The sequence below is a fragment of the Janthinobacterium sp. PSPC3-1 genome, assembly GCF_049896105.1.
Taxonomy (GTDB): domain Bacteria; phylum Pseudomonadota; class Gammaproteobacteria; order Burkholderiales; family Burkholderiaceae_D; genus Janthinobacterium.
In genome coordinates, this window is record NZ_JAFCTQ010000024.1 from 88367 (window position 1) to 107537 (window position 19171).

Annotated in this window: 19 protein-coding genes and 1 tRNA gene; 11 read left to right on the forward strand and 9 right to left on the reverse strand. The window is 59.9% G+C overall.

Annotated features, from left to right (window positions below; translation table 11 throughout):
• Positions 1 to 93 precede the first annotated feature (93 nt).
• The 4 genes from ACP7B7_RS22010 to ACP7B7_RS22025 all read left to right on the forward strand — a co-directional run bounded on the left by ACP7B7_RS22010 (position 94) and on the right by ACP7B7_RS22025 (position 3684).
• Positions 94 to 585 (forward strand): GNAT family N-acetyltransferase, encoded by a 492-nt coding sequence (locus ACP7B7_RS22010; RefSeq protein WP_308921512.1) that lies wholly within the window; start codon positions 94 to 96, stop codon positions 583 to 585.
• Positions 582 to 1295 carry an aspartyl/asparaginyl beta-hydroxylase domain-containing protein gene (locus ACP7B7_RS22015; RefSeq protein ID WP_426078079.1) on the forward strand — a complete coding sequence of 238 codons (714 nt, stop codon included), beginning with the start codon at positions 582 to 584 and terminating at the stop codon, positions 1293 to 1295. Before ACP7B7_RS22010 ends, ACP7B7_RS22015 begins: the two co-directional genes overlap by 4 nt.
• Entirely contained in the window at positions 1292 to 2308 is a 1017-nt protein-coding gene (locus ACP7B7_RS22020; RefSeq protein ID WP_308921514.1) for a hypothetical protein, read from the forward strand. Before ACP7B7_RS22015 ends, ACP7B7_RS22020 begins: the two co-directional genes overlap by 4 nt.
• A gap of 74 nt (positions 2309 to 2382) precedes the next feature.
• Positions 2383 to 3684, forward strand: coding sequence for a diguanylate cyclase domain-containing protein (locus ACP7B7_RS22025; protein WP_426078080.1), 1302 nt, complete (start codon positions 2383 to 2385; stop codon positions 3682 to 3684).
• Between the two features lie 75 nt (positions 3685 to 3759).
• Here the strand turns inward: ACP7B7_RS22025 and ACP7B7_RS22030 are convergent, their stop codons facing one another.
• The 4 genes from ACP7B7_RS22030 to ACP7B7_RS22045 form a co-directional block, all read right to left on the reverse strand.
• Complete coding sequence (locus tag ACP7B7_RS22030) at positions 3760 to 5991, reverse strand: NADP-dependent isocitrate dehydrogenase (protein WP_308921516.1); 2232 nt, start codon at positions 5989 to 5991, stop codon at positions 3760 to 3762.
• Between the two features lie 285 nt (positions 5992 to 6276).
• Positions 6277 to 7665, reverse strand: a complete 1389-nt coding sequence (locus ACP7B7_RS22035) for an amidase (protein ID WP_426078081.1) — start codon at positions 7663 to 7665, stop codon at positions 6277 to 6279.
• Between the two features lie 33 nt (positions 7666 to 7698).
• Positions 7699 to 8307, reverse strand: coding sequence for a glutathione S-transferase family protein (locus ACP7B7_RS22040; RefSeq protein ID WP_308921518.1), 609 nt, complete (start codon positions 8305 to 8307; stop codon positions 7699 to 7701).
• A 45-nt stretch (positions 8308 to 8352) separates the two neighbouring features.
• Complete coding sequence (locus ACP7B7_RS22045; RefSeq protein ID WP_426078082.1) at positions 8353 to 9258, reverse strand: LysR family transcriptional regulator; 906 nt, start codon at positions 9256 to 9258, stop codon at positions 8353 to 8355.
• Positions 9259 to 9378: 120 nt separating this feature from the next.
• Between ACP7B7_RS22045 and hmgA the strand changes: the two genes are divergently transcribed.
• Together hmgA and ACP7B7_RS22055 are read left to right on the forward strand one after the other, a co-directional pair.
• Positions 9379 to 10674 carry a homogentisate 1,2-dioxygenase gene (hmgA, locus tag ACP7B7_RS22050; RefSeq protein ID WP_308921520.1) on the forward strand — a complete coding sequence of 432 codons (1296 nt, stop codon included), beginning with the start codon at positions 9379 to 9381 and terminating at the stop codon, positions 10672 to 10674.
• Positions 10675 to 10764: 90 nt separating this feature from the next.
• Entirely contained in the window at positions 10765 to 11850 is a 1086-nt protein-coding gene (locus tag ACP7B7_RS22055; protein ID WP_308921521.1) for a DUF1176 domain-containing protein, read from the forward strand.
• A 16-nt stretch (positions 11851 to 11866) separates the two neighbouring features.
• Here ACP7B7_RS22055 and ACP7B7_RS22060 read toward each other — a convergent pair whose 3' ends face one another.
• Entirely contained in the window at positions 11867 to 12766 is a 900-nt protein-coding gene (locus ACP7B7_RS22060) for a LysR family transcriptional regulator (protein WP_308921522.1), read from the reverse strand.
• Positions 12767 to 12895: 129 nt separating this feature from the next.
• Between ACP7B7_RS22060 and ACP7B7_RS22065 the strand changes: the two genes are divergently transcribed.
• Positions 12896 to 13645 carry an SDR family NAD(P)-dependent oxidoreductase gene (locus ACP7B7_RS22065; protein ID WP_308921523.1) on the forward strand — a complete coding sequence of 250 codons (750 nt, stop codon included), beginning with the start codon at positions 12896 to 12898 and terminating at the stop codon, positions 13643 to 13645.
• A gap of 236 nt (positions 13646 to 13881) precedes the next feature.
• On the opposite strand, the gene ACP7B7_RS22070 is transcribed toward ACP7B7_RS22065, so the two are convergent.
• The 3 genes from ACP7B7_RS22070 to ACP7B7_RS22080 all read right to left on the reverse strand — a co-directional run bounded on the left by ACP7B7_RS22070 (position 13882) and on the right by ACP7B7_RS22080 (position 14990).
• Positions 13882 to 14172, reverse strand: coding sequence for a hypothetical protein (locus ACP7B7_RS22070; protein WP_308921524.1), 291 nt, complete (start codon positions 14170 to 14172; stop codon positions 13882 to 13884).
• Positions 14173 to 14210: 38 nt separating this feature from the next.
• Entirely contained in the window at positions 14211 to 14429 is a 219-nt protein-coding gene (locus ACP7B7_RS22075) for a helix-turn-helix domain-containing protein (protein WP_374694193.1), read from the reverse strand.
• A 78-nt stretch (positions 14430 to 14507) separates the two neighbouring features.
• Positions 14508 to 14990, reverse strand: a complete 483-nt coding sequence (locus ACP7B7_RS22080; RefSeq protein ID WP_426078083.1) for a hypothetical protein — start codon at positions 14988 to 14990, stop codon at positions 14508 to 14510.
• 30 nt (positions 14991 to 15020) lie between these two features.
• On the opposite strand from ACP7B7_RS22080, the gene ACP7B7_RS22085 reads away from it, so the two are divergent.
• Positions 15021 to 15188, forward strand: coding sequence for a hypothetical protein (locus ACP7B7_RS22085; RefSeq protein WP_308921526.1), 168 nt, complete (start codon positions 15021 to 15023; stop codon positions 15186 to 15188).
• Between the two features lie 341 nt (positions 15189 to 15529).
• Here the strand turns inward: ACP7B7_RS22085 and ACP7B7_RS22090 are convergent.
• A tRNA-Gly gene (locus ACP7B7_RS22090) sits at positions 15530 to 15602 on the reverse strand.
• A gap of 823 nt (positions 15603 to 16425) precedes the next feature.
• Between ACP7B7_RS22090 and ACP7B7_RS22095 the strand changes: the two genes are divergently transcribed.
• The 3 genes from ACP7B7_RS22095 (at position 16426) to ACP7B7_RS22105 (ending at position 19103) form a co-directional block, all read left to right on the forward strand.
• Positions 16426 to 17292 (forward strand): hypothetical protein, encoded by an 867-nt coding sequence (locus tag ACP7B7_RS22095; protein WP_308921527.1) that lies wholly within the window; start codon positions 16426 to 16428, stop codon positions 17290 to 17292.
• Positions 17293 to 17630: 338 nt separating this feature from the next.
• Positions 17631 to 18335 carry a hypothetical protein gene (locus ACP7B7_RS22100; protein WP_308921528.1) on the forward strand — a complete coding sequence of 235 codons (705 nt, stop codon included), beginning with the start codon at positions 17631 to 17633 and terminating at the stop codon, positions 18333 to 18335.
• Positions 18336 to 18611: 276 nt separating this feature from the next.
• Positions 18612 to 19103 (forward strand): hypothetical protein, encoded by a 492-nt coding sequence (locus ACP7B7_RS22105; protein WP_426078084.1) that lies wholly within the window; start codon positions 18612 to 18614, stop codon positions 19101 to 19103.
• Positions 19104 to 19171 lie beyond the last annotated feature (68 nt).

Sequence of the window (19171 nt, forward strand, 5' to 3'; positions counted from 1 at the left end):
GGAAATCCTGTAAATGTGATTGCAAGACGGCGTAAACATTGGCAGCATAGCAAATAGATAGCCATTTGAACCACCCCTTTTTTTGGAGCGCCGGTGTATTCCTTATCCTCCCCTTTCAACTTGCGCGAGCTCGATGTCGCCAGCGAAAGCGACCAGGCTTTTGTGCGCACGCTGTACCGCAGCAGCCGCGGCGACTTGCTGCAGATGCAAGCCGAAGCCGACTTCATCGACCAGCTGATCGCCATGCAGCAGCGCATGCACGATCAGGGCTACCGCCAGTCCTATCCGCAGGCGCGCCACCTGATGATCGAACGCGACGGCGCGCCGATCGGCCGGCTGATTGTCAACCCCGCCGAACAGGCGCTGCGCGTGGTCGACATCACGCTGCTGCCGCAGGCGCAGGGCCAGGGCGCGGGCAGCGCCGTGCTGGCCGGCCTGCAGGCGCATGCCGCAACGCAGGGATGCACCGTCAGCCTGGGCGTCAATCACGCCAACCTGGCCGCGCGCCGCCTGTATGCGCGGCTCGGTTTCGTGGCCGACGGCGAAGACCCGATCCAGCAACAGCTGCGCTGGAGTGCGCCATGACCGCGCCCAGCACGCATCTGCGCCTGCCTTTGCTGTTCGACGTGGCGCGCATGCAGCAGGAAATTGCCCGCTTCCACGCCACCGACTGGCTCGCGCATTTCAATACGGGCGCCTATGAAAATGGCTGGAGCGTGCTGCCGCTGCGTTCGGCCGGCGGCGACGCGCGCCACATCATGTCGCTCGACGACGTGGCATATGCCGACACGCCGCACCTGGCGCACTGCCCGTATCTGCGGCAGGTGATTGCCAGTTTTGACTGCGAGATCGGCGCCGCGCGCCTGATGGCGCTCGAAGCCGGCGCCGTGATCCGCGAACACCGCGACCCCGGCACCGCGCTGGTCGACGGCGTGACGCGCATCCATATCCCGATCAGGACCTCGCCGCAGGTGCTGTTCCGCATCGATGGCGAGCAAGTGCATTTCAGCGCCGGCCATGCCTGGTACATGGATGCCAGCTGCCGCCACGCCGTGGAAAACCGTGGTGCGGCGCCACGCGTGCACCTGGTGATCGACTGCGTCACCAACGACTGGCTGCAACGCTTGTTCGCCAGCGCCGGCTTCGTGCCGAAGGCGACGCCCAAGTATGGCGACGCCAGCATCAACGACGGCAATGTGCAGCACATTATCGCCAGCCTGCGCGCCACCGGCGAGCCGGCCGTGCTGGCGCAGGCAGAGCGCCTGGACGCGATTTACCGCGGGGTGGCCGCATGAACCCGCACAACGGCTTTGCGGTGCAGGAGCGCCAGCTGACCAAGGGCGAACAAGTCGCATGGCAGCCGGGCATGGACCTGCGCCACTGGTTCCCGCTGACGGCCGGTATTGTTGATGGCGAAGTGACGCTGGCCTGGCGCGACATGGCCGATATCGCCTTCACCGATTCCTTCTTTGAAAACACCCTGGCGCGCCAGCAGCGCGACGCACGCCGCGTCTGCCATACGCCGGCCACGGCACTCGATCAGTTCAACGGCGTGCCGACGCCGGACGCCTTTATCTTCCACGTCTCGCGCTGCGGCTCGACCCTGCTGACGCAATTGCTGGCGTCGCTGCCGCAATGCATCGTCATGTCCGAGCCACCCATTATCGACTCCGTGCTGCGCCTGCACCACGACCAGGGCGCGCCTGACGGCACCGTCGCCCTGCTGCGCCAGGTCATGCGGGCCATGGGCCAGCGCCGTACCGGGCAGGAAAAGCACTTTGTCATCAAGTTCGACTGCTGGCACATCCACAGCCTGGAACTGCTGCGCGCAGCCTTCCCCGAGACGCCCTGTTTGTTCCTGTACCGCGCGCCGCAGGCGGTGCTGGCCTCGCACCAGCGCCAGCGCGGCCCGCAGATGGTGCCTGGCCTGATCCACCCCGCCTTGCTGCCCTTGCCGGCACACGCCACCGCCCCCGGCGACCTCGATGCATATACCGGCCTGGTGCTGGACAGTTTTTACACGGCAGCCCTGGCCCATGCGGCCGCCGGACGGATCAGGCTGGTCAACTACAGCCAGTTGCCCGGTATCGTCTTTTCGGACCTGCTGGCCAGCTTGAAGATCGACTGCACACCGGCGCAGCTGGAAGCGATGCGGCAGCGCTCGCAGTTTCACTCCAAATACACCGGCAATGCCTACCGCGGCGATGCGCGCCCGCCGCAGGAAGAACGGCTGGCGCAGCTGGCGGCACAGATTGCGCCTGGCTACGAGGCGCTGGAGCAGCGGCGCCTGGAGATCGAGGCGCTGTGAAAATATAAATATTTCAATTATTTCCACAATGAACATTTTCTGTGCGGCGATGAAATGTCCATTAGAATGCGCTGATGGAACCCCTCATTCGCGCCCCGATGGCCAGCTTTGCCGATTTGCTGCTTGATGCCATTTGCATGGTCGACAAGGACGGGCGCTTTGTGTTTGTCAGCGCCGCCTGTGAACGCATCTTTGGCTACACCCAGCGGGAAATGATCGGCATGGTCATGCTCGATCTGGTGGCACCGGCCGACCGCCAGCGCACCATGGCGGCGGCGCGCGCCATCATGGATGGCAACGCCCACGCGCATTTCGAAAACCGCTACATCCGCAAGGATGGCAGCCTGGCGCATATCATGTGGTCGGCGCGCTGGTCCGAAGCCGACCAGCTGCGCGTGGCGGTGGCGCGCGACATCACCGTGCTGAAGCAGGCACGCCAGAAGCAGGCGGCGCTGTATGCGATCTCCGAAGCGGCCCATGCCTCCGAAGACCTGGCGACCCTGTTTCGCCACATCCACAAGATCCTCGGCGAACTGCTGCCGGCGGCCGGCTTGTACATGACCTTGCTGGACCAGCAGGGCCAGCCGGAAGAATTTTCCTCGCGTGCCGATGAGCAGCAGACCGCCCCACCGTGCGACCTGGCGCGCCTGCTGGCCGGCGAGGTGCTGGCCGGTGGCCAGCCGCTACGGCCCGGCCCCGGGACCGCCGGCGAGCACGGGCACTGGCTGGCCGTGCCGCTGACCACGGCGCGGCGCACCATCGGCGCGCTGCTGCTGCATGGCGGCAGCGATGCCGGCAGCTACACGGAACAGGACCAGGAACTGCTGCAGTTCGTTGCCAAGCAGATCGCCACCGTCATCGAACGCAAGCAGCTGCACGCCCACATGCAGTTCATGGCCATGCACGACGAACTGACCGGCCTGCCGAACCGCCGCCTGTTCCATGACCGTTTGCAAACGGCTTTTGCGCGTGCCCAGCGCAAGCAGGAACGGCTGTCGCTGCTGTTCCTGGACCTCGACGGCTTCAAGCGGGTCAATGACGAGCACGGCCATGCCTGCGGCGACCTGCTGCTGCAGGCGGTGGCCAGGCGGCTGAAACAATGCCTGCGCGAGAGCGACACCCTGGCGCGCCTGGGCGGTGACGAATTCGTGGTGCTACTGGAAAACAATGCGCAGGGCGCCGACGTCTTGCTGGTCGAGCAGAAAATCCACGCGGCGCTGGCGCTCGACTTCGCGCTCGATAACGGCCGCTGCCTGCGCACCGCCGCCAGCATCGGCAGCGCGCATTATCCCGAGCATGGCGACAGCACCCAGCTGCTGCTGCGCCACGCCGACCAGGCCATGTATGTGGCCAAGGCTCAGGTGTTCAAGCAATAAAAAAGCCGCCGGGATCTCTCCCGGCGGCTTCGCGATGCGGCGCCTGCCTGCGCGCCGCACCTTCCTGTTACGCGATCAGATGCTGCCCAGCACCGTGTTCAAGGTGGCGCTCGGACGCATGACGGCATCGGTTTTTGCCGGATCAGGCATATAGTAGCCGCCGATATCGGTGGCCACGCCTTGCGCCGCCAGCAGTTCTTCGACGATCTTCGTCTCATTTTCGCTCAGGGCGGTGGCCAATGGCGTGAAATGGGCTTTCAGTTCGGCGTCGTCGTTCTGCGCAGCCAGTGCCTGCGCCCAGTACAGCGACAGGTAGAAATGGCTGCCGCGGTTGTCCAGCTCGCCGGTACGTGGCGATGGCGACTTGTTGTTGTCCAGCAGCTTGCCGGTCGCTTCGTCCAGCGTCTTGGCCAGGATTTTCGCCTTGTCGTTGCCGGTCTTGATGCCCATGTCTTCCAGCGACACGGCCAGCGCCAGGAACTCGCCCAGCGAATCCCAGCGCAGGTGATTTTCTTCCACCAGCTGCTTGACGTGCTTCGGTGCCGAACCGCCGGCGCCCGTTTCGTACATGCCGCCACCGGCCATCAGCGGCACGATCGACAGCATCTTGGCCGAGGTGCCCAGTTCCAGGATCGGGAACAGGTCGGTCAGGTAGTCGCGCAGGATGTTGCCGGTGACCGAGATGGTGTCCAGGCCGCGGGCAACGCGTTCCAGCGTGTAGCGCATGGCGCGCGTCTGCGACATGATCTGGATGTCGAGGCCGCTGGTATCGTGGTCTTTCAGGTAGGTTTGCACCTTCTTGATGACTTCGTTTTCATGCGGACGGTAGGTGTCGAGCCAGAACACGGCAGGCATGCCCGAGTTGCGCGCGCGGGTGACGGCCAGCTTGACCCAGTCGCGGATCGGTGCGTCCTTGACCTGGCACATGCGCCAGATATCGCCCTCTTCCACGTTCTGCGACAGCAGCACTTCGCCGGTGGCGATGTCGGTGATGTTGGCCACGCCGGCTTCCGTCACTTCGAAGGTCTTGTCGTGCGAGCCGTATTCTTCGGCTTGCTGCGCCATCAGGCCCACGTTCGGCACGGTGCCCATGGTCTTCGGATCGAAGTTGCCATGCCATTTGCAGAAGCCGATCATTTCCTGGTAGATGCGCGCGAAAGTCGATTCCGGCATCACGGCCTTGACGTCTTTCGGACGGCCATCGGCGCCCCACATCTTGCCGCCAATACGGATCATGGCCGGCATCGACGCGTCGACGATGATGTCGTTCGGCGAATGGAAGTTGGTAATGCCCTTGGCCGAGTCGACCATCGCCAGTTCCGGACGGTTCGCGTGGCAGGCGTGCAGGTCCTTGAGGATCTCTTCTTTCTTGGACGTCGGCAGGGTTTCGATCTTGTCGTACAGATTGACCATGCCGTTGTTGACGTTCACGCCCAGCTCGTCGAACAGCGCGGCGTGCTTCGCGAACGCATCCTTGTAGAAAATGCGCACGCAGTGGCCGAACACGATCGGGTGCGAGACCTTCATCATGGTCGCTTTCACGTGCAGCGAGAACATTACGCCGGTCTTGAACGCGTCGTCGATTTCCTTCTCGTAGAACTCCAGCAGCGCTTTCTTGCTCATGAACATGCTGTCGATGATTTCGCCGGCCAGCAGCGAGACCTTCGGTTTCAGCACGATGGTCTTGCCGGAATTGGTGACCAGTTCCATCTTGACGTCGCGCGCGGCGGTGATCGTCATCGATTTTTCGCCATGGTAGAAGTCGCCATGGTGCATGTGCGACACGTGGGTACGCGATGCCTGGCTCCACTCGCCCATCGAATGCGGGTGCTTGCGGGCGAATTCTTTCACCGCTTTCGGTGCGCGGCGGTCGGAGTTACCTTCGCGCAGCACCGGATTGACCGAGCTGCCGACGCACTTGCCGTAGCGGGCCTTGAGCGCTTTTTCTTCGTCGGTTTTTGCGTCTTCCGGATAGTCCGGCAGCTTGTAGCCGCGGCCTTGCAGTTCACGGATGCACGAGACCAGCTGGCCTACCGACGCGCTGATGTTCGGCAGCTTGATGATATTGGTGTCGGGGTTTTGCGTCAGGGCGCCCAGCTCGGCCAGGGTGTTCGGGACTTTCTGGTCGTCGGAGAGGTACTCGGGGAACTCAGCCAGCACGCGGGAAGCGACCGAAATATCACTGGCGACAACGTCGACGCCAGCCGGCGCAGTGAACTTCTTGATGATCGGCAGCAGGGAATACGTCGCCAGCATGGGCGCTTCATCGGTCAGCGTGTAGATGATCTTGGATTTTTGTGTTGCCATGTTCAGTCCCTTGTATGCGGTGATGCTTGGTGGTTAACTTTCTTCGTTCCAAACACAGGGTGGTTGACCTTGCTTTGGACGGCTAGTGTACCGGCGGTGACGCCGTGCTTGGCCCACCACGTATTTTAGACTGTCCGGCCGCCGTTTGTGTACCCGATGGCGAGGAATCTTATATAAGACAGCAAATTAGAAGCCCGAGCCAGTGCGCAAGCGCCAATTTCATGCAATAAAACGATATTTCACCTGCTGAAATGCCATAACGACAATATCAACATGAAAACATGTTCAGTTCAAGGCGGCCTCGATGCGCGTGGCGGCCGCAAACAGCTGCGCTTCGGCACCCGGTGCGCACAGCACGGAGATGCTCGGCGGCAAGCCGGTGGCAGGGTCCGTAAATTTCCAGGCCGGAATCGCCATCGCCGGCAAATCCAGGTAATTGCCCAGGGTATGGGCGGTAAACCAGCCATTGACACCGGGTTTCAACGATAGCCGGTTCATCTGCCCATGCGCAGGCGCCAGCAGGCCCAGGGTCGGCAAGACCATCACGCCATCGGTACCCAGCAATGCCTGGCAGCGCGACCGGGCCTCGGCAAACCGCGCCGCGATCGTGTTGACGTTGGCCGCGCTACGCGGCTTCATCAGCGGCGCAATCAGCATCCAGCGCAGCAAGCCTTCGTCGATGGTCGGCTTTTTCATCAATTGGCGCAGCAGCTCGGCCCACGGCGAAAAGCGCCCTGCCTCGGGTGTCGACAGCAAGCGCAGCCAGCCGTCGTAAAAATCATCGAGGATCAGCTTGGGAATCTGGTTGTATAAATAGGGAACGTCGGAAAAATCCTGCGCCTCCGGCCGGTAGCCCTCTTCCAGCAAGGCCGTCCTGGCGGCGGCCAGCGCCCCGGCCATGCAGGGTTCGCGCATCGCCAGCGGAAAGCCGCCCGGCGTGACCAGCCTGCCGGCAGCGGGCGGAACGGCAGACACCGGCTGCGCGGCGATCACGTCGTAGACCAGCCGCGCATCGCGCACGCTGCGCGTCAACGGTCCCAGGCCCAGCCAGGACCGGGTATTGCCGGTCACCACCGGCCAGGTGCCGCGCTGGTCGACGGCGCCGGAATGGGGCTTGAAGCCGACCACGCCACAGAAGGCGGCCGGGATGCGGATCGAGCCGAGGATGTCGGAGCCGACGCCGAACACGGAAGCACCCGCACCGACCAGCGCCCCTTCGCCACCGCTCGAACCACCGGCCACCCGATCCACGTCGAGTGGATTGCGGGTGCGCCCGTAGCGCGGATTGACGCTCTCGGCCGTCATGGCAAACTCCGGCACATTGCTGCGCGCTACCACGATGGCGCCCGCTTCTTTCAAACGGCGCACGATCTGCGCGTCTTGCGTGGATACTTGCGGCGTCATGCGCATGGAACCGGCCGTCAGCGGCTCGCCGGCGATGGCAAAGGTTTCCTTGACGCTGCACGGCAAGCCGAACAGCGGCAGCGACCTGTCGCCGGCGCTATCCAGCAGGCGCGCCTGCGCCAGCGCTTCGTCACGGAAAACATGCGTCGCGCCATTGACCTGCGGCTGCACCTGGTCCAGCCGCGCCAGCTGCGCCCGCGCCAGTTGCTCCACGCTCAATGTGCCCTGGCGCAGCGCCGCCAGCAAGGCCACGGCGTCCGGACCGTTCAAGTCTCTCTGGAAGTTGTCCATCGCGCGCCCTGATCAGCCTTCGGTGATGGCCATGGCCTTCTGCCAGGCCGGGCGCGCCTCGATGGCGCGCACAAACGCCTGCAACCTGGGCCAGCGTGTTGCTTCCGGCTGCTTGGTGGCAATGCCGACCGGGAAACTGAGCATGATGTCGGCGCCGGTCAAGCTGTCGCCGATAAAGTAGCCGGACGGCTGCACGATGCTTTCCAGATAATCAAAATGGCTGACCACCTCGCCATCGATGCGCCCGTGCAGCGGCGCGCCACCATCGCCGAGGCGTGACACATAAATACGCAGCAGCAGCGGAATCATGGCCGAGCCCTCGGCAAAGTGCATCAGTTGCAGATGGCGCAGCGCCTGCGGCGATCCGGCCGCAGGCAGGAACTGCCCATGCTGTTCGCACAGATATTGCACGATGGCGCCCGACTCTTCGATCAGCACGCCGTCCACTTCCAGCAGCGGCGACTTGCCCAGCGGGTGGATGGCTTTCAGTTCCGGCGGCGCGAAATGGGTGACGGCGTCGCGCCGGTAGCGCACGAGTTCATAGTCCAGCCCCAGTTCCTCGAGCAGCCAGACAATGCGCTGCGAGCGGCTTTGATTCAGATGATGTACGCGGATGGCCATGGTGTTCCCTGATAAGCAAAACCGTATAGTAATGCACAGTCCGCCCTATTCGGCGAACGTGTCGGCCAGCAGATTGCGCAGCCACTGGTTGCCCGCATCCTGGGTATAGCGCCGGTGCCAGAAGATATTCGTTTGCAGCGAAGGCAAGTGCAGCGGCGGGCGCAGGTAAGCCAGGTTGAACGGCGCGGCCGCGCGCTGCGCCAGCTTTTCGGGCACCGTCACCACCAGGTCCGTGCTGCTGACGATATACGGCACGGCCGTGAAATGCGGCACCTGGAAACTGGTGGCGGCGCGCACGCCGGCCTTGTCCAGCAGCGCGTTGACTTTATCGTAGGGGCTGTCCGACGAGGCCACCACCAGGTGTTCCAGCGCCAGGAAGCGTTTCAGGGTCGGCTTGCCGCGCCCCAGCGCATGGCCCTTGCGAAACATCGTCACATAGGCCTGCTCGAACAGGCGCCGCTGGTACAGCGCGCCCGAGACGTCGTCAAACGCACCGATCGCCAGGTCAACCCGGCCCGCTTCCATTTCCGTCTTGATATCGATGGCGCCCGCGCGCACGGTGCTGACCTGCACCTGCGGCGCCAGTTGGCGCAACGTTTTGACCAGCACCGGCATGAAATACACTTCGCCGACGTCGCTCATGGCCAGGCGAAAATGGCGCGCGCTGCTGGCGGCGTCAAATGCCTGCGGCGGCTTGAAGGCCTCGGCCAGCGTAGCCAGCGCGCCGGCCACCGGCTCGGCCAGCAGCTGCGCATAGGGCGTGGGCTGCATGCCCTGCGCCGTGCGCACGAACAATTCGTCGTCGAAGGTGCGCCGCAGCCGCCCCAGCGCATTGCTGACGGCCGACTGGCTCAGGCGCAGCCGCCTGGCCGCGTTGGATATCTGGCGTTCGCGGTACACCTCGTGGAACACCACCAGCAGGTTCAGGTCGATATTGCGCACATCGATCATGGCGAGGCTTTCAAGCGGGGACTATTCATATTGTAAATACTCTGTATTCACCTATTTATCTCGTCAAATATTATCCCACGTTCTAGAGTAGGGCCTGCCATCACAATGGAGACAAAAACAATGAATGCGCCCTACCAATCCGGCTTTGCCAATGAATTCGCCACCGAGGCCCTGCCCGGCGCCCTGCCCGCCCACCGCAACTCGCCGCAGCGTGCCGCCTACGGCCTGTATGCCGAGCAGGTGTCCGGCACGGCGTTCACCGCGCCGCGCAGCCATAACCGCCGCTCGTGGCTGTACCGCATCCGCCCGGCCGCCATGCACCGGCCGTTCCAGCGCCTGGACAACGGCCGCATCGCCGCCGATTTCGACTACGTCGAGGCGCCGCCGAACCAGCTGCGCTGGGATCCGCTGCCGATGCCTGTGGAACCCACCGACTTTATCGACGGCTGGGTGACGATGGCCGGCAACGGCTCGGCGGCGGCGCAATCGGGCTGCGCCATCCACCTGTACGCGGCCAACCGCGACATGCAGGGCCGCTACTTCTATTCGGCCGATGGCGAGCTGCTGATCGTGCCGCAGCAGGGCCGCTTGCAGCTGCGCACCGAACTGGGCGTGATCGAACTCGAACCGCAGGAAATCGCCGTGATCCCGCGCGGCATCCGCTTCCAGGCCCTGCTGCCGGACGGTGAGGCGCACGGCTATATCTGCGAAAACTTCGGCGCCCTGCTGCGCCTGCCCGACCTGGGCCCGATCGGCTCGAACGGCCTGGCCAATCCGCGCGACTTCCTGACGCCGTGCGCGGCCTACGAAGACGTCGAAGGCGACTTCGAACTGGTGGCCAAGTTCTGCGGCAATCTGTGGACGGCCAAAATCGGCCACTCGCCGCTGGACGTGGTCGCCTGGCACGGCAATTACGCGCCCTACAAATACGATTTGCGCCACTTCAACACCATCGGTTCGATCAGCCACGACCACCCCGACCCGTCGATCTTCCTGGTGCTGCAGGCGCCCAGCGACACGCCCGGCGTCGATACGCTGGACTTCGTCATCTTCCCGCCACGCTGGCTGGTGGCCGAAGACACTTTCCGCCCACCCTGGTTCCACCGCAACGTGGCCAGTGAATTCATGGGCCTGATCCACGGCCAGTACGACGCGAAGTCCGCCGGTTTCCGCCCGGGCGGCGCCAGCCTGCACAACTGCATGAGCGGCCACGGCCCCGACTCGGGCACCTTCGACAAGGCCAGCAGCATCGACACCAGTGTGCCGCAAAAGGTCGACAACACCATGGCCTTCATGTTCGAAACGCGCAGCGTGCTGTGCCCGACCGCCCACGCGCTGGCCTCGCCGCAATTGCAAGCCGATTATTTCGAGTGCTGGATGGGCATCGGCAAGCATTTCGATCCGGCCCAGCCTTGATCCCTGACGCCCGTTCCGTGTCCGCCATTGTCGTTCGGGGTCCAGGCCATCCCATCCTATAATGCGGATCGAACAGTCAGGAGAGTTGAAATGAAGACAGGCTTGGCCATCATGTTGTTGACCGGCGCATCCGCCATGCCCGGCCTCGGCCTTGCCGCCGACAAGCCGGGCATCGGTTTCTCGCACAAGGACTGGGAACTGGCCTGCGACAATACCGGCACCTGCCGCGCCGCCGGCTACCAGGTCGAAGGGGCCGAGCCGGCCGTGTCCCTGCTGCTGATGCGCGACGCGGGCGCGAAACAGGCGGTCAGTGCAAAAATCCAGCTGGGCTCCTACGCCGAGAGTGATGTGGCGCTGGCCGCCAATGTCAGTCATCTGGTGATCAAGTCAGGTGGACGCAAACTCGGGACAATCGACCTGGTCCCTGGCGCGCAGTCCAGCCCCCTGAACGGCGCAACGCTGGCCGTCATCCTGCCGGCGCTGCTGCAGTCGTCGAGCGTGATATTTTCAAGTGGCAAGCAGGACTGGACCTTGTCCACCGCCGGCGCCAGCGCCGTGCTGTTGAAAATGGACGAAGCCCAGGGCCGCATCGGTACCGCCGGCGCCTTGGTGCGCAAAGGCGGCAACGCAGAAACCGGCGTACTGCAACCCAGTATCGCGCCGGTCGTTATCGCCGCTGCCGTGCCGCAGCACAACGACAAGGATCTGTTATTACCGGGCGTCCAGCGTGCCGCCTTGTTGCAAGAACTGCGGAAAACGGCCTCCCGGGAAGACTGTGAAGGGCTGTACCCGTCCGAAGACGGAGAGAAAGCGAACGAGCTTAGCGTGCACCGTTTGTCACGCACCAAGCTGGTCGTGTCGACGGTCTGCGAGACCTATGCCTACAATCAATCCGGCATGTTCTGGGTGGTCAATGCCACGCCACCGTTTGATCCGGTCAGCGCCGGCGGCGACGCCAGCGGCTATGACGAGGGCGAGATTTCCGCGTCGCATAAAGGTCGCGGCCTGGGCGACTGCTGGAGTTCGAGCATCCATACCTGGGATGGCAAGCAATTCGTCTGGACCAAAGAATCGACCACGGGCATGTGCCGGCTGGTGGCGCCAGGTGGCGCGTGGGAGTTGCCGACGTATGTGACGACCGTGCGCAGGAGCGGGAGCAGGAACCAGGCGCGCTGAAACAAGCGCAACACGGTCAAACTATCGTGTTGCCGTCGAGCCCGGGCGTGGCCGCAAACACGGCGCTGATAAAATCGATGAACACGGCGGCACGCCGTGGCAACAAGCGCTCGGCGGCGTACACCGCATTGAGCGGCGTGCGCCCAGCCGCATGCTCGCTCAGCAACGCGCGCAGCTCGCCGCTACGCAGCTGCTCCGCAATCGTCCACGACGGCAAATAGGCGATGCCGATGTCCTGCATCACGGCTTTGCGTATGCCTTCCAGGCTGTTCAGGCGCAAGCGGCCTTGCACCTGCACCTCGCCATTCTTGAAAGGCCAGCCGCCCGCGCCCGTCATCAGGGTATAGATCAGGCACTGGTGCCGCAGCAGATCTGCCGGTTGCTGCGGCACGCCATGTTTTTCCACATACTTCGCGCTCGCCACGCAAATCCGCTCGGAGGTGCCGACACGGCGCGCCCGCAGCGCACTGTCCTTGAGGACACCGCCGCGAATGGCGATATCGACGCCTTCCGCCACCAGATCGATGTAATCATCGCCGAGCCGAAGCTCGACCTCGACATCGGGATAGCGCGCGAGGAAATCCGGCAGCGCCCCGATAATTTTCTCCGTGGCCAAGGTCGGCGCACACGACACCCTCAGCAAGCCATGGGGCTTGTGCTGGCCGCGCGCATCGGCGTCGGCCTGCGCGATCAGATCGAGCGCCTGGCGTGCCTGCGTATAATAGCGTTGCCCTTCCGGCGTGGCGACCAGCTGGCGCGTCGAGCGATGCAGCAAGCGCGTATCGAGCGCTTTTTCCAGCGACGCGATATGCCGGCTGACATTGGGCTGGCCTATGCCCAATTCGCGCGCCACCGCCGAAAAGCTGCCCGTCTCGACAGCGCGCACCAGGCACTGCATCCACAGCAATTTATCCATTTCTACATCCCCCTGCGATCAATTCATGCTACTGAAGCATAGCTGATATGCGCGCCGCCTGTCTTATCACGGCGGCAGTCGCGAGGCACACTGCATCCGTCCCCATTCACCAGATCAAGGAAAAACAGCATGAAACTTGCAGAAAAAGTAGCCGTCATCACCGGCGGCAGCACCGGCATCGGCCTGGCCATTGCAAAACGTTTTGTGAGCGAAGGCGCACACGTCTACATCACCGGCCGCCGCCAGGCCGAGCTCGATGCGGCTGTGCAAGCCATCGGCGGCACGGCCGAAAGCGCCCGCGTCGACTCAAAGGACATCGCCCAACTGCAGGCACTGTTCGACCGCATCAGGGAAAAACACGGCAAGCTCGACGTCCTGGTCGCCAACGCCGGCGGCGGCTCCCTGCTGCCGCTGGGCCAGATTACCGAAGAGCACTTCGACGACACCTTTGCGCGCAACGTCAAAGGCACGCTGTTCACCGTGCAGACTGCCCTGCCACTGCTGGGCAAGGGCGCGTCGGTGATACTGACCGGCTCCACCGCAGCAAGCGGCGGCACCGAAGCATTCAGCGTCTATGCGGCATCCAAAGCGGCCGTGCGCGCATTTGCCCGCAACTGGATCCTCGACCTGAAAGGCCGCGATATCCGCGTCAACACCCTCAGCCCCGGCCCGATCAAGACTCCAGGCCTGGTGGAACTGGTCGGCCACGACGCCGGCCAGCAGCAAGTCTTCCTCGACCACCTGGCATCCCTGATCCCGATGGGCCGTGTCGGCGACCCGGACGAGATCGCGAAAGCGGCGGTGTTCCTGGCGTCGGACGATGCGAGTTTTGTGAATGGGATTGAGTTGTTTGTGGATGGGGGGTTGAGGCAGATTTGATGACACGGGGCGCGCAGCCGTGAAAGTATCAATTTGTTCCAGGACGAGTTAGGTAGAAGATGTTGCGGATCGGCGAGTAGATCAGCGCGAAGTAGCCTTGATTGATGCCTGACCACTCCTAAAGGTGGATACAGATGCCAGCGCAGCCGACAAACGTCTTGCCCGAGCCGAACCTGGCCACGTAGGCCTTGAACTTGTGCGGCAGCTGCAGGAAGCTCTATTGCTGGAGGTTTAAGTCAAACTGGATTGTCGTCATGGCGCTTGGCGTCTTTCACGCCGAAGGTGATGCCGACAGGCGTAGGCGCGTCGTCGTCCGGCTTCACTTCCTTGCTGGCTTTCAGCAGGTTCAGGCCGATCTCGGCAGCGCCATTGGCCATCTTGGTCAACACGGCGATATCGCCCAGTGCCAGGCGGCTTTTGTCGTCCAGCGGCTCGGCGTCATCGATCTCGCCCGCCTTGTGGTGAGCGATGTCGGGCAGTCGGTGCGAGGTGGCAGCGCCATATCGTGCGGCGCCGGCCAAGTGCATAGAGATTTCTTTCAACTCGTCGGCCAACGTGTGCGCACTTATATGCGCACCAATCGGTAGCGCGCTAGATGCTGACTCTGCCACAACCAATTGATTTGCAATGTCTTTATTTGTTTCGTCTGCGCACCAAAGCGTTTCCTGATCGCAGCTTCGGATACGCCGAACTCCTTGGCAAGCGCTCGTGCCGCCTCCCCCTTGAGAAGACGTTGCCCTATCGCTGCCCACTGCTTGTCTGTCAGCGACGATTTGCGCCCCATACTCCCTCGCGGCTTTACAAATGAGATATACTAAATGACAAGCCGCCATAAGGCGGCTAAACTTTTCGAAGATCACTCTTACTCCAAAACCGGCCCTTCGATTAAGCCGTATGTCATAGACATGATGGCGCTAAAGACGCCATGCCATTGATCATCTTCGAAGCTATCGTTTAGCTTTATGGTCAACTTACCGTCACCAGTTCCGGTAAAAGGATCCTCAAACTGCGGAATATGCAGCGCCCACACCGGCTCCCAATACGTTTGGTCATACTTGTCTCGGCAAACGCGCTCGCAAATAATAAGGCCCACCAACTCCTTGCCGCCTATCTTCCAAGACCGAACGAGTCGCCCCTTGCCAAAAGGTGTGCTAAGTATAGCTAGCTCAGGCTGAGTTTCTGACTTACTTACAAGGATTTGCGCCTCCTTTAAGGTCCTTTGCTTAACACACGAGGCAATCAGCAGATTAATCACTGCATCGCTTCTGGCGTTAATGCGGCCCATAGTTGGCGCTAGATCGCGGAAAATTTGCCACTTGTCCTGGGATATATTTCCAAAATTCATAATTACCTCCAATGTTGTTGAATGTGAATTATGTCATGGTATGAAGCCACCGCCCGCCTCCAGCAGGCGCCGCGGCGCATCGCGGCCGAAGTCGTCTGGATCTTTGTTACGTCGGCGACTGCGCCCATTTCTTCAAGCCCTGCCAATGAAGCGCGCTGGCAGATTAGCGGCAAATACACCTACGCAAAATTGATTTGAGCTACTGATTAAATTTTAAGCAGCGAAAAGCTCATAGAATTGGTTCTCGATACAACAACTGGAGAGCTCCATGTACGAAACGAAATACAGTTCTCGGCTTAATCGCTATGCAGCGTTAGAAATGCCCTCGCTATCACCTCCATGCAGCCCACTTCGGCGCATTCGCCTTGCAAAGCAGATCCACCTACTCCACAGTTAGCTTGAGGGAAACGCGCCCTGGCCCGAGGCTTACCGCAGCTGAGTCGCTTGGGCGGCCGTGATGGTGGTTGCAGTGATGGACACGCCACATCATCGCTGTGATGCAGCAGGCGGCGAAACCCGGCGTGCCGGGCAAGGGAAACTGGAGCGGGCGTGGGAATCGAACCCGCATGGAAAGCTTGGAAGGCTTCCGCTCAACAATTGAGCTAAGCCCGCGAAATCTGGTTGCCAGTTACAGCGTCTGCAGCCGAATTGCGGGAGGTACAAAGTCCGTCAGCTGTTGCGCTGCGGCCTGCTCGGCGTATCCTGCGGGCTTCTTTGTCCCGGCTTAGACTTTGTCCGGTCGACAGCTGTTGGCAGATCTTGGTGATTCCATGGTTGTAGGCTGATTGATGCGCTAAGGCCTCGCCAGTGAAAAACTACCCACTGCGCCGATGGCTAAATGCGCGGTAAGTCGCCATCACATTGCGCCGTGCGGCGCTGGGGGTTGAATTCTTCGTTAATTCATGGTGCACCGCCATTTCAGGCCTGCGGTGGCATGCGCGCGCGCATCTGGATAGTTCAGTTTTGTTCGTCGCGCTTGGCATGCGCCTGACGCTCAGCGGTGATCAGGGTTCAACCCAACTCGCGGCGCACCTCATCCTGCGTGGGCAGCAGGTCGGGCGCCGGCTTGCAGCGCTCCAAGTACTCGCCGGCGACGTAGCGTGAATAAGGAATGGTTTCTGACATGGCGGCCTCGAAGGTGGCGCGCAATAGAAAAAGCCCGCATGAGCGGGCGCCAGTGTTTGCCCCTTGGCTATAGTGCGTGGTGAGCGATAAATCTCCAAGCGACCTCAACCAACGGGGCACAGGGTAAAATCGCGAGTCCCAGCTCTCGGCTAGGCGCGGAGTGCTGGAAGAATTCCTTCATTCTAAGCGGTTAAAAATTTTTTCACAATGCATATTGCAAATAGATGAGAAATCAAATATCGTTATTCAAATTAAAATCACGGCGACACACAGATTGGCTCACATGGCGTTCCTGTTATAGGTTTGAGAAATGACTACAGATTTATGCAAACTTACCAAAAAGAGGGGGCGTTTTGCGCGATCCCATCTTTTGCCAAAAGCGCTTACCCGCTTGAGCTTAACTGGCGAGCGTTTAGTAGAGGTTGGAATTGGTGAGGGCATAAAGAAAAGGTTCGATAGCTGGTTCGACCTGGAACTGTGCACACACGAAGGTGAAAAAATACTTGCAGATATTGACACAAAAGCGATAAGAATCCTGCGGGAAAATTTATTAATTTGGGGATCATGGGGGGGTGCAGAAAAACTTCAAGCTGATTTTGATGTCGGTACAGCAGACGATCAAAACATACGCCAGATAACAATTAAAAATGCGCCTGCCCTACAATTATTCTTTCTGAGCCTACTCTGGCGTGCTGCAACAACCAATAGAGTAGAATTCAAGCATGTACAAGTTGCACCAGAGATATTAGAAGACATCCGCTTACGTGTCTTAAATAAAAATATTGGCCAAGTTGAGGACTACCCAGTACATCTTTATCAAGTCACAACTATCGGGGTAAAGCACAACAGAGTGCCACTATCAGAAGAAGTCAACATCGCAACGGACGATGAGATTGGAGAGAGAAATGTTCCCTATGTAAGGTTCTATTTCGACGGATTGGTTGCGCTCGTGTACCTTTTCAAAGATAGAACAGATGGCGAGGATCACAACAAAGTATCATTGTGCGGACGTGGTGATAACAAAACATTTGTATTTGGAAACCCATTTGAAAAATCCAGAGTTAACGATAATATTAAGACGATGGTTGAAATAGTAAATGAAGAATCCGCACTTCTCAGGCCCAGCGCCATGAGAGCAGCCAGCGCCTGTTGCGCAAAGGAATCCGAAGTCCTGTAATAGGAAAGCTGCTCAGGACGTCCAGGTCGCAATCAGCAAGCTCGTCGGCTGGTCATGGAGGGCGGCCGTCTGACCGTGCACTGGACATATGCCATCGAGAAGCAGCCCGAGGCGAAGCGTCTTCAGATGGTCACGACATGTGCTTATAAGGCTGCGTGCCGGGGTGGCGGTGCGCGAGAGATCATGTTCTATCGCAAGGGTAAATTGATGGGATTGCATCGCCAAAAGCTGGTGTGCGACTGATGAAGTAGTGCAACAATTCGCTAGATTTCCTATTATCAATATTTTATATAATTCAATAAAGAAACGGCATATCTTTGCTGGTACTGGAACCGATAGTGACCAATTCATCCATTCTGAAAATATGCATAACCACAGCAACCTTGCTGCTGTTCGGGTGCGACAATCATAAGCCCGCAAATAAAAGTCGGGAAGAGTCTAGCATAGCCCTCGCCGCGAAGACACAAGAGATTAACCCGCCAATGGAAAATATTGCCATATTAGCAGGCCCATTTGGATTAGCCAAAGGGGTGACGACCGAGCAATTGACGGGAGCGTTTGGCTTTAAGGCCGCAGAAACCGCATCAAATGTTTATGCAGGCATTCCACCTAGGCCTGTCGAGGGTCTTGTTGATTACATCGTTCTTGCAACAAAACGTAGCGGTCTATGCAGAATTGTGGCGTCAACTCCTGTTGCAGTGGCTAATGACTCGGGCGATCAGGTCAAGGCATCAGTTGATCGGCTGGCGGAGTCCCTGAAAATTAAATATGGCGACACCCCCGTTAAAACAAACTATGTTGGCAGCGGGACATTTAAGCGAAATCCCGATATGTGGATGATTGGTCTAAAAGATGATTCGGTCATTTATGGATACACATGGGAAAGTAAAGCGGCAGCCCCATTGCATAACGAATTAAGGGCGGTCGAAGTCACCGCCCAAGCCTCGGACAGTTCTAACGCATACGCTAAAATCGTCTATACATTTAACAATTTCGATGATTGCGCTAAAGATATTAAGTCAATGCAAGCGCAGAACTTGTAGCACGTTTTAGGTCAGTACCGCCGCGAAATAGCCCACCTACGCAAAAAACATACCCACGGCATCACTTAGCCGGCGGCGGGTGTGCTGCTGATGAGATGAAGGCACCCAATTACAACTAATCTAAGCGTCGACAAGGCCAAGCAAGCCCTCATAACTGCCATCGCAGTAGCGGACGGCTATGATCGAGCCAATTCCACCGAACAAGCAAAACCAATTTCTCACATTCCGCTGCAAGCGGAATTCCACCGATAGAAACAACCTCAGGTAGCCAGAAAAATGAGCAATACAATCAGTAAGTTGCCTTCGATTATGCCCTCCAAGATGTCCGGCCAAGGATCCCTGGATTTGGGCATAAACAAGCAGATCGAGATTGATGGTGTTGGTATGGGTGTCCTTTCGGACGGAACGCCATTCTTAACCCTTCGCGGACTAGCGCGATTATGCGGCGTAAATCACAGTGTTATCCAAGGCATAAACGACGAATGGTCCCAGCCGGTACAGCAGTCTCGATCTTTGAGAATACGGGAAATAATCATCTCCCATGGAGATGCTGTCGAACACCCATATATCGAAATTAAACAGCGCAGTGGTGTTGCTTTTTACGCCTACCCCGATGTGGTTTGCTTGGCGATACTTGAGTATTATTCCTTTGATGCTGGAGCAAACATCAAAGAAGAGGCGAAGAAGAACTACCGGCTGCTTGCAGGCAAAGCGCTTCGAGAATTTATCTATAGCCAAGTTGGGTATGATCCTTCTGCTGCTAAGTAGTCAGACGAAATTTATTGTGAATGCAGTTCCGAAACCTTTCATCAAGGATTCCACCTCGCTCAACAACT

Coding starts and splice junctions, on each gene's coding strand:
- ACP7B7_RS22065 (WP_308921523.1), top strand. CDS start 12,896: ATGAAACTTGCAGAAAAAGTAGCCGTCATCACCGGCGGCAGCACCGGC.
- ACP7B7_RS22075 (WP_374694193.1), bottom strand. CDS start 14,429: ATGGGGCGCAAATCGTCGCTGACAGACAAGCAGTGGGCAGCGATAGGG.
- ACP7B7_RS22015 (WP_426078079.1), top strand. CDS start 582: ATGACCGCGCCCAGCACGCATCTGCGCCTGCCTTTGCTGTTCGACGTG.
- ACP7B7_RS22020 (WP_308921514.1), top strand. CDS start 1,292: ATGAACCCGCACAACGGCTTTGCGGTGCAGGAGCGCCAGCTGACCAAG.
- ACP7B7_RS22060 (WP_308921522.1), bottom strand. CDS start 12,766: ATGGATAAATTGCTGTGGATGCAGTGCCTGGTGCGCGCTGTCGAGACG.
- ACP7B7_RS22045 (WP_426078082.1), bottom strand. CDS start 9,258: ATGATCGATGTGCGCAATATCGACCTGAACCTGCTGGTGGTGTTCCAC.
- hmgA (WP_308921520.1), top strand. CDS start 9,379: ATGAATGCGCCCTACCAATCCGGCTTTGCCAATGAATTCGCCACCGAG.
- ACP7B7_RS22070 (WP_308921524.1), bottom strand. CDS start 14,172: ATGCACTTGGCCGGCGCCGCACGATATGGCGCTGCCACCTCGCACCGA.
- ACP7B7_RS22030 (WP_308921516.1), bottom strand. CDS start 5,991: ATGGCAACACAAAAATCCAAGATCATCTACACGCTGACCGATGAAGCG.
- ACP7B7_RS22025 (WP_426078080.1), top strand. CDS start 2,383: ATGGAACCCCTCATTCGCGCCCCGATGGCCAGCTTTGCCGATTTGCTG.
- ACP7B7_RS22080 (WP_426078083.1), bottom strand. CDS start 14,990: ATGAATTTTGGAAATATATCCCAGGACAAGTGGCAAATTTTCCGCGAT.
- ACP7B7_RS22055 (WP_308921521.1), top strand. CDS start 10,765: ATGAAGACAGGCTTGGCCATCATGTTGTTGACCGGCGCATCCGCCATG.
- ACP7B7_RS22105 (WP_426078084.1), top strand. CDS start 18,612: ATGAGCAATACAATCAGTAAGTTGCCTTCGATTATGCCCTCCAAGATG.
- ACP7B7_RS22095 (WP_308921527.1), top strand. CDS start 16,426: ATGACTACAGATTTATGCAAACTTACCAAAAAGAGGGGGCGTTTTGCG.
- ACP7B7_RS22040 (WP_308921518.1), bottom strand. CDS start 8,307: ATGGCCATCCGCGTACATCATCTGAATCAAAGCCGCTCGCAGCGCATT.
- ACP7B7_RS22085 (WP_308921526.1), top strand. CDS start 15,021: ATGTCATGGTATGAAGCCACCGCCCGCCTCCAGCAGGCGCCGCGGCGC.